The sequence below is a fragment of the Paludisphaera borealis genome (assembly GCF_001956985.1).
Classification (GTDB): Bacteria; Planctomycetota; Planctomycetia; order Isosphaerales; family Isosphaeraceae; genus Paludisphaera; species Paludisphaera borealis.
In genome coordinates, this window is sequence record NZ_CP019082.1 from 6,522,970 (window position 1) to 6,536,636 (window position 13,667).

8 protein-coding genes are annotated in these 13,667 nt (G+C 64.9%); 5 read left to right on the plus strand and 3 right to left on the minus strand.

The window, feature by feature from the left end; all coding sequences use genetic code 11:
* Window positions 1-101 precede the first annotated feature (101 nt).
* The 4 genes from BSF38_RS25165 (at window position 102) to BSF38_RS25185 (ending at window position 6,389) form a co-directional block, all read left to right on the plus strand.
* Window positions 102-1,973 (plus strand): AMP-binding protein, encoded by a 1,872-nt coding sequence (locus BSF38_RS25165; RefSeq protein ID WP_076349816.1) that lies wholly within the window; start codon window positions 102-104, stop codon window positions 1,971-1,973.
* Window positions 1,974-2,199: 226 nt separating this feature from the next.
* Window positions 2,200-2,469, plus strand: a complete 270-nt coding sequence (locus BSF38_RS25170; protein WP_076349817.1) for a hypothetical protein — start codon at window positions 2,200-2,202, stop codon at window positions 2,467-2,469.
* Between the two features lie 900 nt (window positions 2,470-3,369).
* Window positions 3,370-3,792, plus strand: a complete 423-nt coding sequence (locus BSF38_RS32415; protein ID WP_076349819.1) for a heavy metal-responsive transcriptional regulator — start codon at window positions 3,370-3,372, stop codon at window positions 3,790-3,792.
* Entirely contained in the window at window positions 3,792-6,389 is a 2,598-nt protein-coding gene (locus BSF38_RS25185; protein ID WP_099092122.1) for a heavy metal translocating P-type ATPase, read from the plus strand. The genes BSF38_RS32415 and BSF38_RS25185 overlap by 1 nt, the downstream gene beginning before the upstream one ends.
* 260 nt (window positions 6,390-6,649) lie before the next feature.
* On the opposite strand, the gene BSF38_RS25190 is transcribed toward BSF38_RS25185, so the two are convergent.
* On the minus strand, window positions 6,650-8,323 hold the full coding sequence (locus tag BSF38_RS25190; protein WP_076349820.1) for a porin: 1,674 nt from the start codon (window positions 8,321-8,323) through the stop codon (window positions 6,650-6,652).
* Window positions 8,324-8,689: 366 nt separating this feature from the next.
* Here BSF38_RS25190 and BSF38_RS25195 point away from each other — a divergent pair, with 366 nt between their 5' ends.
* On the plus strand, window positions 8,690-8,968 hold the full coding sequence (locus tag BSF38_RS25195; RefSeq protein ID WP_076349821.1) for a hypothetical protein: 279 nt from the start codon (window positions 8,690-8,692) through the stop codon (window positions 8,966-8,968).
* Between the two features lie 10 nt (window positions 8,969-8,978).
* Here the strand turns inward: BSF38_RS25195 and BSF38_RS25200 are convergent, their stop codons facing one another.
* Together BSF38_RS25200 and BSF38_RS25205 are read right to left on the minus strand one after the other, a co-directional pair.
* Window positions 8,979-11,873, minus strand: coding sequence for an ATP-binding protein (locus BSF38_RS25200; protein ID WP_076349822.1), 2,895 nt, complete (start codon window positions 11,871-11,873; stop codon window positions 8,979-8,981).
* Between the two features lie 591 nt (window positions 11,874-12,464).
* Window positions 12,465-13,358, minus strand: coding sequence for a spermidine synthase (locus BSF38_RS25205; protein ID WP_076349823.1), 894 nt, complete (start codon window positions 13,356-13,358; stop codon window positions 12,465-12,467).
* Window positions 13,359-13,667: the final 309 nt, after the last annotated feature.

Here is a 13,667-nt window from a genome sequence, read left to right on the forward strand (position 1 = left end):
ACGTTTGATTCTCTCTGGCTATCGCGCGCGCCCTTCGGCAGCCTATGATTCAACACTTGTCGATAAACTGGTCATGAACCCCGATATTGCAAGCGCACACCATGAAATCGATCGACGACGCGGCCGCCGCCTGGACCCCGACCGAGGAATCGATCGAGGCGACGAATTTATACGCCCTGATGCGCGAGCAGGGGATGAAGACGTTCCCTGAAATCCACGGCTGGTCCGTGCAAGATCCCATTGCCTTCTGGGATCGAACGATTCGAACCCTGGGCGTGGTGTTTCGCAAACCCTACAGCCGGATACTCGACTCGGCCGGGGGAGCCAGTCGCGCGCGGTGGCTGGAGGGGGCCGAGCTGAACATCGCGGAGAGCTGCTTTCAAGGCGCCGGCGACCGCGCGGCGATCGTCACGAAGCGGCTGGACGGGCGAATCGAAACCATCACGGTCGACGCGCTCGACGGCCTGAGCAACCGCGTCGCCAACGGACTGTCGGCCTTGGGTCTGGGCAAAGGCGATGCGGTGGCCGTCGATTCGTCGATGACGGCGGAAGCGGTCGCGCTCTATCTCGGCGCCCTGAAGATGGGCGGCGTGGTCGTTTCGATCCCCGACAGTTGCCCCCCCGCCGAGATCGCTAAGCGGCTGCGGATCGGCGAAGCCAAGGCGGTGTTCACGCAATTCGAGCTGGCGCGCGGCGGCAAGCGACTGCCGATGTATGAGAAGGTCCTCCAGGCGGAACCACCCACGACGATCGTGCTCGGCGATCGTGAGTCGGAACTCCGGCTCCGCAACGGCGACCTGGCCTGGGAGCGGTTCTTGAGCGCGAGCGAACGGTTCGAGAGCTTGAGCTGCTCGCCCCACGACGCCATCAACATTTTGTTCTCGTCCGGCACGACCCGCGATCCCAAGGCGGTCCCCTGGGACCACACGACGCCGATCAAGAGTGCGGCGGACGCGCTCTATCACCATGACGTTCGACCCGGCGACGTGGTGTGCTGGCCCACGAATCTCGGCTGGATGATGGGGCCGTGGCTGATCTTCGCCAGCCTGATGAACCGCGCGACGATCGCCCTGTACGAGGGCTCGCCCATTGAACGCGGCTTCTGCGAATTCGTTCAGGACGCCGGCGTGACCATGCTGGGTCTCGTCCCGAGCATCGTGAAAGGCTGGCGGAACGCGTCGTGCGCGGAGGGTCTGGACTGGAGCCGGGTTCGGGCGTTCAGCAGCAGCGGTGAAGCTTCGAATGCACACGACTACCACTGGTTGATGCACTTGAACCAGCGGGAAGGGGTCACGAAACCGATCGTCGAGTACTGCGGCGGAACCGAGGTCGGCGGCGGCTACCTGTCCAACAACCTGGTGACGCCCCAGCAGCCCTCCGAATTCAACGGAAAAACCATGGGCTGCGACTTCGTCGTGTTGGACGACCAGGGGCGGCCGTGCCCGCCGGCCGAATCGGGCGAGGTCTTCCTCGTCGCCCCCGCGCTCGGCCTGTCGACGCGTCTGCTCAACGGCGACAACGAGGCGATCTACTTCAACGACTGCCCGCGATGGGCCGGCAAAACGCTGCGCCGGCACGGCGACCAGATCCGCGTCCTGGGCGAGCATCGCTACCAGTCCGAGGGGCGGGCCGACAACACCATGAATCTCGGCGGAATCAAGGCGAGCTCGGCCGAGATCGAGCGCGTCGTGAGCGACCTGCCTGGCGTCTCGGAAGCCGCCGCGATCGGCGTACCGCCCGCCACCGGCGGCCCGGATCGACTGGTGATCTACGCCGTCGCCGTGGACGACGCGGATCGGCTGAAGGCCGCGTTCCAGAAGGCGATCAAGGAGCGGCTCAACCCGCTGTTCCACCTCCACGCCGTCGTTCGCGTCGAAGCCCTGCCGCGCACCGCGTCGAACAAGGTTATGCACAGAACCTTGCGTAGCCAGTTTCAGGCCTCCGAGGAGGAGTCGGGGCGCGACGGCCCATGACGGCGGGCCTTCGAAACGGTACAATACTAAAGAGGAGCGGCCCCACCCGGTGCGGACCGCTCCTTCGTTGAGGTTGTCTATCGGGCAACACTGCGACCGCCCCTCGCTGACACCGGGGGGCGGCCGTGCCGATGCTTAGCTGACGACAGCCGCGGTCGAGCAGCAAGCGGAATCGACGCAGCAGGCGGAATCTTCGCAGCACGCGCCTGGCTTCACGCCCGACGCGGTGCAGGCGGCGTCTTCGCAGCACGCGCCCGACTTCGCGGTCGACGCGGTGCAGCAAGCGGCGGCGCAGCAGCCTTCGCACGTCTCAGTCTTGTTCGCATCGCACTTGCAGGCCGAGCACGCACAGGCGTCGCCGCAGCAAGCGCAGGCCACTTTGGCCTTCGACAACGTATCCGAAGCGTTGACCAAAACACTCGTGAACCCGACAAGAGCCAACGCGGCGAACATTCCCATCATTCCACGGCGATTCATCATGCATCTCCTGTTCTAACACGTTTTCATGCCAGCGGGCCGCCCGGTGCGGACCGCTCCCGTCCCCCGTTTCCAGGGAGGGGGAGGACGCCCCGCCAAAGGCGCGGGCCGTCGTCCTCATCCCCGGCGTCGAGGCTCCAAGCTCGATGACTGCGCGACGTCGCGGCACCGGCCGATCACGGACGGAGAACGCAAGACGCACGGAGTCGTCGACGCGAAAGTGCCACGCCTAGGGGGCGGCGTTAGAATAGGAGACGAGCGTTCCGAAGATAGAGAGGGGTCTTCGGCGGGCTCAGAGCGGGCGTGCCCCGCGGAGCAAGCAGGTTGCGTGCGGCGGCTTCATCACCGAGGCAGACGAGCACCGAGGCTGGGCTCAGCTCGGAACGGCCCTCGGCCGTGCTCTGGGCCGGCTTGGGCGTGGGAGTGGCCGGCACCTGCGACCGACATGAGCAAGCCGCGCCGGGGGTCGACTGGCAGGTCATCGGCGTTTGCGGCAGGGTCGCGATTCGAGCCGTATCGAGGCGACTCGTCGAGGCCACACTCGTCCCTGGCGAGCAACAACCGCAGACCACGGTGCATGCCATCGGGCCCGACGTCATCGTCGAGCAGGCAGAGGCTTCGCTCGCCAACGAGGTCGCGAGAATCGCCGCGAGGGCGATCAGCGGGCGACAGAGTTGGCGGAGAGTCGTGGGCATTATGGGTCGCCTACTGGACCAGCGAAACGCAAGTGAAAAGGGTGTACGCCGGTTGTCGAAGTCTACGCTCCGAATCAGAACGAGTCAAGGCGGACACATCGTAACCCACCCCTCATCGATCGGCGTCGATCAAGTCGGGCGTTATGTTGATGTTCATTTAATGTTGTCCCTTGACTCCGTACCTAGATACAGGCTGTAGGATAGATGGAACGGGAGGATCAACCATGCAAAAGCCGAGTGTCGCACCGGGCCTCACCAGCGGAGCGCTGGCCGAATCCGCCGGGGTGAATGTCGAAACGCTCCGGTTCTACGAGCGGAAGGGGCTGCTCCCGACGCCGCCCCGACGGGCCTCGGGCTACCGCGAATATCCAACTGAAGACGTCCAGCGCATCCGGTTCATCAAGCGGGCCCAGGAGCTTGGGTTTTCGCTCGTAGAGATCAAGGAACTCCTCGCCCTGCGCGTCCGGCCCGGCGCGACACCGGCCGACGTCAAGACCCGCTCCGAGGAGAAGCTCGCCGACATCCGCCGGAAAATCGCCAGCCTGAAGGCCATGGAGAAGGCCCTGAAAAAGCTCAACGCAACCTGCTCGGGACACGGGCCGATGGCCGAGTGCCCCATCTTGCACCACCTGGAAGGGGACCTATGATGAACTCCCGAAACGAAGGCCAACGCCACGGCGGCCGCTCTCTCAAATCGGAGGTCGAGATGCTCGTCAAGGACCCGGTATGCGGCATGGACGTCGACCCCGATAAAGCGGCGGGCTCCTTCGAACACGCGGGGGAGACCTACTCTTTTTGCAGCAAGGGATGCCTCGCGAAATTCCGGGCCGAGCCGGCGAAGTATCTCGGCGACCAGACGCAGTCAGGAGGGCTCGACCATAACCCTAGCCACGCCCCCAAACCCACGCCGCGCGGCCTCGAAATCCTTTCAACGCACACGGTAAAAGACCCGGTCTGCGGCATGGACGTCGACCCGGAACACGCGGCGGGGTCCTTCGAGCACGCGGGTAAGACTTACCATTTTTGCAGCAAGGGATGCCTCGCGAGATTCCGCGCCAAGCCGGACCGATTTCTGAGCGGAGGGCCCGTGGGCATGTCTCACGGGAAAGCGGCCGAGCCGGCCCCGAGCGGGACGCTCTACACCTGCCCGATGCACCCAGAGATCGTGCAAGAGGGACCGGGGAGTTGCCCGAAGTGCGGCATGGCGCTTGAACCGCTCGTCCCCACGGCCGACGACGAGCCGAACCACGAACTCATCGACATGACACGCCGCTTCTGGGGGTGCCTCGTGATGACGCTGCCAGTCTTCGCCCTCGCGATGGGCGAGATGATCCCGGTCGTGCGTCGGCTCGTGTCCCCGCACGTCTCGATCTGGATCCAGCTCGCCCTCTCGACGCCGGTCGTCCTCTGGGGCGGGTGGCCGTTCTTCGAGCGCGGCTGGGCCTCGGTCGTGAATCGAAGCCTCAACATGTTCTCGCTCATCGCCCTGGGGACCGGCGTGGCTTACCTTTACAGCCTGGTCGCGACGCTGTTTCCAAGCCTCGTCCCGGCCTCGTTTCTCGGGCATGGCGGCTTGGCGCCGGTTTACTTCGAGGCCGCGGCGGTCATCACGACGCTCGTCCTCCTCGGGCAGGTTCTGGAGCTTCGCGCCCGCAGCCAGACGTCGAGCGCCATCAAAGCGCTGCTGGGGCTCGCTCCGAAGCACGCCCGGGTGCTTCTCGACGACGGACGGGAAGAAGACGTGGCCCTCGATCAGGTCCAGGTGGGCGATCGGCTGCGCGTCCGGCCCGGCGAGAAGGTGCCGGTCGACGGCGTCGTTCTCGAAGGCTCCAGCTTCGTTGATGAATCGATGGTCAGCGGCGAGCCGGTCCCCGTCGAGAAAACGGCGGGACAGCCGCTCATCGGTGGTACGGTGAACGGCGTGGGAAGTCTCGTCATGCGAGCCGAGCGTGTGGGCGCGGAGACCATGCTTGCTCAGATCGTTCGAATGGTCGGCGAAGCCCAGCGCACCCGGGCGCCGATCCAACGGCTGGCCGACGTCGTTGCGTCGTACTTCGTGCCGATCGTGCTCCTCGTCGCCCTGCTGACGTTCATCGCCTGGGCGAGCTTCGGTCCCGAGCCTCGGTTCGCGTACGCCCTGGTGAATGCGGTCGCGGTCCTCATCATCGCTTGCCCATGCGCCCTCGGTCTTGCGACGCCGATGTCGATCATGGTCGGGACCGGCCGAGGGGCGACGTCGGGAGTGCTCGTCAGGAACGCGGAGGCGCTCGAAACACTGGAGCGAGTCGATACGTTGGTCGTCGACAAGACGGGCACTCTCACCGAGGGAAAGCCGCGCCTGGTCTCCGTCGTCGCCGCGTCGGCGGAAGACGAATCCGAAATGCTGCGGCTCGCCGCAAGCCTGGAGCGGGCGAGCGAACACCCGCTAGCCGAGGCGATCGCGGCCGGCGCCGAAGATCGGGGCCTCAAGCTCACACAGGTCGAAGGCTTCCAATCGATCACCGGAAAGGGTGTGAAGGGGACGGTCGAAGGCCGGAACGTGGCGATCGGCAACAGCAGGTTCCTGGTAGAGTCGGGCGTGAACCCCGGCGAGTTGATCGCGCGGGCCGAAGCCCTTCGCGGCGAAGGTCAGACGGTGGTGTTCGTCGCGATCGACGGGCGTCCGGCGGGATTCCTCGGCATCGCCGACCCGATCAAGGAATCGGCGGCGTACGCAATCAAGGAGCTTCACGCCAGCGGCCTGCGCATCGTCATGTTGACGGGCGACAACCGGACGACCGCCGCGGCCGTGGCGAAGAAGCTCGGCCTCGACGACTTCCGGGCGGACGTGCTTCCGGAAGGGAAAGCGGAAGCGATCAAGGCGCTCCAGGATGAGGGTCGGACGGTCGCGATGGCGGGCGACGGCATCAACGACGCCCCGGCGATCGCCCAGGCACATGTCGGGATCGCGATGGGAACCGGCACGGACGTCGCGATGGAGAGCGCGGGGATCACGCTCATCAAGGGCGACCTCCGGGGGATCGAGCGAGCCCGAAAGCTCAGCGAGGCGACGATGCGCAACATCCGCCAGAACCTCGTCTTCGCCTTCCTCTACAACGTCCTCGGCGTCCCCATCGCCGCCGGAGTGCTTTATCCGTTCTTCGGGCTCCTGCTCAGCCCGATGATCGCGAGCGCCGCGATGACCTTCAGCTCGGTCTCCGTCATCACCAACGCCCTACGGCTTCGGAAGCTGGTTCTGAACTGAGCAAGGGACTTTGGGGCCCTCGCGATCGGCTGGGTCCGGATACAAACCGTCCTGACGCCGTCGGAACACCCGGCCTCATGAAAACGCGAGGGAGTTCCATGTCCGAATACGAGCCCGAAGCGCCAGCGAGTGAATCTCCGATCGGCGGGTCGAATCCATTCACTCGCTGGCGCTTCGAGCTTGTATTCGGGCCTGCCCTCGCGGAGCTATTTTCATGTCAGCAGCCCGATCGCAAACCGCGTCAGGAGCCGGATTTCATCTCAATAGTAGAACTGGAACCGGACCCAGAAGATGTCGCTGGTGGAGCGGAGGCCGCCGGTTTTATAGAAGACGGGCTCGGCATACATCGAATGTTGCCAGTCGATGTAGATCTTGGTCAGGCGGTTGAGGTACCAGTTGACGCCGACGTCGGTCATCTGGATGCGGTTGGTCCAGAGGTTGGGGTCGGCGAGGCCCTGGGTGAAGACCTCCTTGCCGACTTCGAGGAAGCTGTAGCGGGCGAAGGGCTCGAAGGCGCCAAGGCCGAACATGCCCTTGCGGAGGTCGAAGCGGTGGATCGGGTCGATCACCGTCCGCTCGTTCATGGTCTCGCCGGTCAACAGGTAGGCCATGGCGACGTGCCAGCCGTCGACCGAGAGCGGCACCGGCGCGGCACCCGACTTCTTTGACATGCTGTTGATGCCCGAGCCCCAAGCGCCGATCAGAGAGAACCCTTCGTAGAAGTACGCCAGGTGGAGGTCCCACAGCTCGCGCTTGCCGCGCTCGACGACGTCGTTGTTAAACGCCAGGAACGGGATGCCGACACTGGCCGCGGCGTCGGTCGCGTTGACGGCGTTGGCCGACGCGTTGATGTTCGACCGCAGCACCGCCGGATTGGCCGGGTTGTCTTGCATTCCATAATCGACCGAGCCGCCGAAGTTCAGGTTCTTGAGCACTCCGTCCTTCAGCATGAAGGGTCGGAAATTGAACAGTGCGGCGACGTCCTTCTGGGCGTTGTAGTCCTGGTCGGAGTTGCGAGGGCCGGCGAATACGCCCGCGGCGTACTCCATCCGGTCGTCGAACAACATTCCCCAGCCCATGATCCCTTCCATCCGGTTAAGTCCGAAGTTCTCGGCGTACAGCGGGCGCTCGGGGGTGATGAACCGGTAATTGTTGAGCTTGTACCATTCGTAGGTGAACGGCGGCTTGAACCGGCCGATGCGAAGCTGGAGACGCTTGTCGTAATTGAAGTTCAAGAAGGCGTTGAGGAAGCCGAATGAGGTGAAGCTGCGCTGGAACGAGAGCTGGTAGTCGATGGGCTTGGTGAAGTGCCCCTGAAAATAGTAACGGGCTCGTGAGAGGTAGACTCCGCCGTGGATGTATTGCTGGGCGGGGCCAGGGAAGACGAGGTTGTCAATCTGAATCTCGGACCGGAACTTGAGTTCGAACTCGTCGTCGTCGGTGGCGAAGCCGAGGCCGTCCTTGGCGTAATCGAAATAGGCCCGGAGCGGGATCTTGCCGAGGTAGCGGTTGCCGACGCCCTGGGGCTCGCTGGCTCGAGCCCCGCCTGAAGTCGCCGCGCTGCTGAGCAACTCCTCCCTGGGCGACTTGCCGGCCTCGCGATTCGCGCGTTCCTGCTCGATGGCCTTTTCCCAGGCGCCCTGGCCGGCGAGTCCGCTGCTCTTGGCCTTGGCGGCGGGCGCGGCGGGTTGCTTCACCTGCTTGGAGAGGTCGCGCACTTCTTTCGAAAGCTCGGTGTTCTCCTTGGAGAGCTGGTCGAGCTTCTCATTGAGCATTCGGTTGGTCTCTTCCATCTTCTGGAAGCGGTCGAGCAGGGCGTCGAGCTTGTCGGGCGCGGGCGGATCGTCGCCGTGCGCCGGGCTCGCGAAGATCACGAGCAGCGCCGCGATCCAGAGGAACCGAAGCTTCGATTTGCTGAAATAGCTTTGTGGCATCCTGCCTCGAACGATGATCTGACGGTGTGAAGTGGAGAGGATCGGGCGTCGAACTTGATTCTCACACGCCGGCTCAATCCATCGAGCCGACGCCGCGTCGAACCGATCCGCGCTCGCGCTGGGATTACTCATCGGTGGACGGCCGCCAGCGACTTGAGCCGTTTTCGCGATTCCGCGACGCCAGGGTGGAGCTGTTCCGATCGGGTCGACCTTTCGGAGGAGTCGAGCCGAGAATCAGCCCGAGCGGCGAACCGAAAGTCTTCGCAGCCCGCAATCTTTCACCAGAACGGCAATTCGTCGCGATCCGCCGACCTTCTCTGGTTTCGCATGTTAGAGTTGGTTCAGCACCACTTGGGAGTTGCACCAATGATCGCGACGAGTACAGAGAGAGCGAAGCCCGGCGCGGGCGTTCCGGCCGAGTTGTTCGCGTTACGGGAACGGATTCTGGCGTTGCCGGCGACGGCTCGCGCCGAGCTGGAGCCCTTGATCGACGACGTCCTCGAACAGGCGGAGTTCCGGGGCCGGGTGATGACGATCGCCCGCGACGCGCTGGAACGTTTCCGGCTCGACCTCGCGGCGACGCGGTTCGATCTGGAAGCGACGCGCCGCGAGCGTGAGTCGTTGCGAGCCCGGCTGGGCGAGTAGGGCGGGGCTCTCAGGAATTCGACGACGGGCTGCCGATGAGCTGAAGGAGGGTCGTCGGCTCGACCGGCTTGACCAGGTGATGGTTGAAGCCAGCCTCGCTGGAGCGGCGACGGTCGTTGATCTGCCCCCACCCGGTGACGGCGATCAGAGTGATCGCCCGCCCCCAGGGCTGTTTGCGGATCGCCCGGGCGAGCTCGTAGCCGTTCATGCCGGGCAGGCCGATGTCGAGCACGGCGAAGTCGGGCCGGAGCGAGCCGGCCAGGGCGAACGCCTTCTCACCGTCGTGAGCCAGGTGGACCTCGTGCCCCTTGAGCGAGAGGACGCGGCCTAGCGACTCGGCGATGTCCTCGCTGTCGTCGACGACCAGCACGCGCGAGTGAGGCCGATCGGCGTGCGACCCGTCGCCTGGGCCGGTCCGGGCGCCGCGTGCCGCGGTCGAGGCCGCGAGAGGCAGACGGACGAGGAATTCGCTGCCCGCGCCCAGGCCCGCGCTTCGAGCCTCGACGATCCCCTTGTGAAGCTCCACGAGGCCCTTGACGAGCGCCAGGCCGATGCCCAGACCGCCTTGCGTGCGATCGATCGACGGCGTGAACTGGGCGAACATCTCGAAGACGTGGGGCAGTTGCTCGGGATCGATTCCGATGCCCGAGTCCTTGACGGAAATCTCGACGACGTGCTCCCGCAGGCGGACGGAGAGGGCGATGACGCCGCCGCGGTCGGTGTACTTGGCCGCATTATTGAGTAGGCTGGCGAAAACCTGGACGAGCCGCGTGCGATCGGCCAGGAGAACGACGGGTTCCGTGGGAAGGTCGAGCTTCAGCTCATGCCCGAAGCTGTCAAGGAGTGGCCGGCTGGTCTCGACGGCGTCGCCGACGGCCGCGGCGAGGTCGACCCGGTCGAGCCGCAGCTCCAGCTTGTTGCGGGTGATCCGCGAGACGTCGAGCAGGTCGTCGATCAACCTCGACATGTGCCCGACCTGGCGTTCGATCACCTCGCGCGCCCACTGCGAGTCGGTGTCGGTCGAGCCTTTAAGGCGGAGGATGAGGACCGCGTTGCGGATCGGCGCCAGCGGGTTGCGCAGCTCGTGGGCGAGGGTCGCGAGGAACTCGTCCTTGCGGCGGTCGGTCTCGCGGAGGCGGTCGTAGAGCCGGACGTTTTCTATGGCCACCGCCGCGCGGCCGGCGAGCTCCATTGCCAGCTTGAGGTCTTTCGGATCGTAGCGCCGACCCGAGCTGGTCGTCGCAAACGACATCGCGCCCAGCACGCCGTCGCGGCCGATCAGCGGCACGCACAGGTACGAGCGCGGATTGAACGCGCGGAGCGCCTGAAGGTGCTCCTCGTTCTGGGCCACCGCAACCAGGATGTCGTCGGTGACGTCGGCGACCAAGTCCGGCTGCCTCGACTGGACGACGCCCAGAAGGCCGTGCGGCGCGCCAGTTCGAAAGCGATATCGGTGCGAAATGACGTCGACGACGTCCTCGGGAGTCGAGCCGTCGTATGTGACGGCGACCCTCCGCAGGTCGTGGTTCTCCTCAATGAGGTCGACCCCACACCAGTCTGCGAAGAATGGGACGGCCAGGCCGGCGATCTCTCGGAGCGTGGTCTCCTCGTCGACGACCGCCGCGAGTTTGGCCCCGACGTCGGCGAGGAACCGCGCGGACCGCTCGTCGCGCTTGCGATCATCGATGTCCGTGGCCGTGCCGAAGAACGAGACCGGCGAGCCCTGTTCGTCGCAGACCGGCACCCCGCGGCCGAGAAACCAGCGATAGACGCCGTCTCGTCCGCGAATCCGATACTCGACCTCGTACGAAGCGCACGCGGCCAGCGCCCGGCGCCTCGCTTCATGGACGGAGTCCAGGTCGTCGGGGTGAATGGCGGAACTCCACTCGTCCTGCGAATTCGTTGCTCCCGCCGACATTCCCGTATAATCGAACCAGCCGTTGTTGAGGAATTCCAGCGAGTCGTCGAAGTTGGATATCCAGACGATGTGGGGGATCGCGCCGGCGAGCCGTCGAAACCGGTTCTCGCTCTCCACAAGCGCGTCTTGACCGCGCCGCGCTTCGGTGACGTCGTCGAATGCGGTGACGGCGGCGACGATCCGGCCGGAGGCGTCGAGGACCGGCCCCGCGTTCACGCTGATCGTCTTGCTTACTCCCTCGGGAAAGCGCAACTCGATTTCCTCATTTTCGACGACTTCTCCGGTCCTCAAGCAACGCATGAGGGGCCAATCGTCGGGGTGATAGGGAACGCCGTCTGGGCGGAAGCCGACCGCCTCGATCCGTTCGACCGAATCCGTCACCGAACGACCCGGTTCGAGCGGGTCACGAGCGATCCGCTGGGCGACGTCGTTGCGGAACACCAACCCGCCGCTCGCGGCCTCGGCGGCGATGATCCCCGAGGGAACCTGGCGGAGGATCGCCTCCGTAAAGGCGCTTTTCTCCTGAAGCTCGTGGACCAGCTTCGCGAGCGTCGCCGACTGCCGCTCGGCCTGGGCCCGCATCAGACTCTGCTCGACCAGCAGCCGTTCCTTCTCGTCCTGAATGCCGCGGCGCTCGCCGAGCGCTTCATCGAGTCGTTCCTGACGCTCCCGAGCGGCGAGCCGCCCGACTTCGGCGGCGGCGAGCGCCGACCGCATCCGGCCGCCCAACCAGGCGACCCCGAAACCAGCGACCGAATAGAGGACGACCTCCGTTCGCGTCGGCTGGCCGCCGATCTGCAGGACTCCCGCCACGCCGGCGCGCGTGATGAGCAAGAACGAGAGAATCAGGGTCGCCAGCCCCGGTCCGAAGCCGCCGATCCAGGAGGCGGCGACCGCGGCCAGAAACCCGGTGGCCAGTATGAAATGGTCGTCGAGCCAGCGTGACAGCACGAACCGTCCAACAGCGGCGACGACGCTGAACGCCACCGCTATTCCATAGCGTTGAACATGCGAGGACGCGAACCCGCTTACACGCCGCGCCGATGATTGTCCGCTAGTAACCAAGGAAGGCTGCTCAGTGAATCCGGCCAGGGGAGCACGTCCCGAAAACACGCTCACGCGTTCATCTCGTCGTCCATCGGTGATCCTGTTGTTCTGTTGTTGATGAACGCTCGCTGCCCATAGGGAGGAGATCCGTTTCACCGACCCCAGCGGGTTGCGCCGATCAAGCCAGCCACAGAGGGCGGCATGGGAGCGGCCCCCCGGAGATCGGAGAATCGAGACCCCAGCGTGCCGGCATGGCGCCCTCGATGCAAGAACCATCAGTCAAAACAGAATGCGAATCCAAGCAAACCTAGCAATCGTCATGCCGAAAATCCATCCCTTCGCGACCCAATCGACGGATTCTTCCCAACGACTGATCGAGGGCGATTCAACGTGTCGCGAATCTCGCCTCCAAGCTCTCGATCGCAGGTCCGTTGTATCCAGCGTCGTGAACCTCGCTGCGCGGGTTGAAGCAGTCGGCTTCTCTCCGGCCTGGTTTCCGAAGAAAACGACCGGCACCCGCGCTCGGCGTTCTCACCTCGCGAGCCGGCCCGCCATCTTCCGGAATGAGAACGGGGCGTGAAACCGCCCGTCGATCCGGGCGGCCTCGGCGCTGATGGTCTTCGGCGTGAGCGCGTTCTCGGCCGTGGAGGCGACGACCACGAAGCCGTCGTAGCCGGTGAGGCGGAACACGTAGGTGTTCGCGAAGGCCTCCTTGATCGTGCGGATGTCTTCCTGCACGGACAGGTGGGGGTTGAGGTTGAAAACCACAACGCCGTCGGGATTGAGCCGCTTCTGGACCTCGCTGTAGAACTTGAGCGTCTTCAAATGAAGCGGAACCCCGACCTTGTCGGTTCCCCCGGACGGTCTGAGGAAGGCGTCCATATAGATGACGTCGTACTTGGCGTCCGCATGGGTCAGGTAGTCGAGACCGTCGGTGACGTTGATGTTCACGTTGCGGCCGGTCCGGACGCCGAAATAGCGGTCGGCGATGCTCACGATCGTCGGATCGATCTCGACGACGTCGACCTTCACCTTCGGGTCGTGTTGCTGGAGGAAGTGGACCATCGACCCGCCGCCGAGCCCCACGATCAGCACCTTCTCGGGATTCGGCCGAAAGACGTAGCTGAGGAACATGTACCGGGTGTATTCGACCAGCAGGTCGTTGAGACGCGCCAGGTCGACTCGGCTCTCGACGACTTCCTCGCCGTTGTCGCGAATGAACCAGAGGGTGCGCGTCGTGTTCTCGCGGGTCACCTTGATGCGAGAGTATTCCGACTTCACTTCGAGCATGACCTCGCCGGGCTGTTGGACGGCCGCCCAGACGGCCGGGAAAGGCCCACGGAACGTGCAAACCGAGGCCGCAATAAGGGCCGAGACGGCCAGGACCCAGGGTAGGCCGTTGCGGAACGCGCGGACTTGCGGCATGCGACTCTCCATCGGTTGCGACGACCTGCCCAATCCGAAGTCGCGGGCCCTCGCCGCGTCCGGCCGGCCGTGCGAGCGTCAACGATCCTCGATCGTAGAAACGCCCCGCGTCGCGGTCAAGCCGACACGCCCCGCGCCCGCCGTCCCTGCTTGAAAACCAACCGTCGCGCGGGAGCAAACGGCGGGGTGAGATCACGGAATGATTTCACTGGACAAACGTCATAGGCCGCGTCCATAATCCGGCTGTTCAACCCCGCGATTCCGTTGGGATTTGAAGGGTCGTTCGACCCACGGTCAACACGAAAAGTC

Coding starts and splice junctions, on each gene's coding strand:
- BSF38_RS25165 (WP_076349816.1), top strand. CDS start 102: ATGAAATCGATCGACGACGCGGCCGCCGCCTGGACCCCGACCGAGGAA.
- BSF38_RS32415 (WP_076349819.1), top strand. CDS start 3,370: ATGCAAAAGCCGAGTGTCGCACCGGGCCTCACCAGCGGAGCGCTGGCC.
- BSF38_RS25185 (WP_099092122.1), top strand. CDS start 3,792: ATGAACTCCCGAAACGAAGGCCAACGCCACGGCGGCCGCTCTCTCAAA.
- BSF38_RS25190 (WP_076349820.1), bottom strand. CDS start 8,323: ATGCCACAAAGCTATTTCAGCAAATCGAAGCTTCGGTTCCTCTGGATC.
- BSF38_RS25195 (WP_076349821.1), top strand. CDS start 8,690: ATGATCGCGACGAGTACAGAGAGAGCGAAGCCCGGCGCGGGCGTTCCG.
- BSF38_RS25205 (WP_076349823.1), bottom strand. CDS start 13,358: ATGCCGCAAGTCCGCGCGTTCCGCAACGGCCTACCCTGGGTCCTGGCC.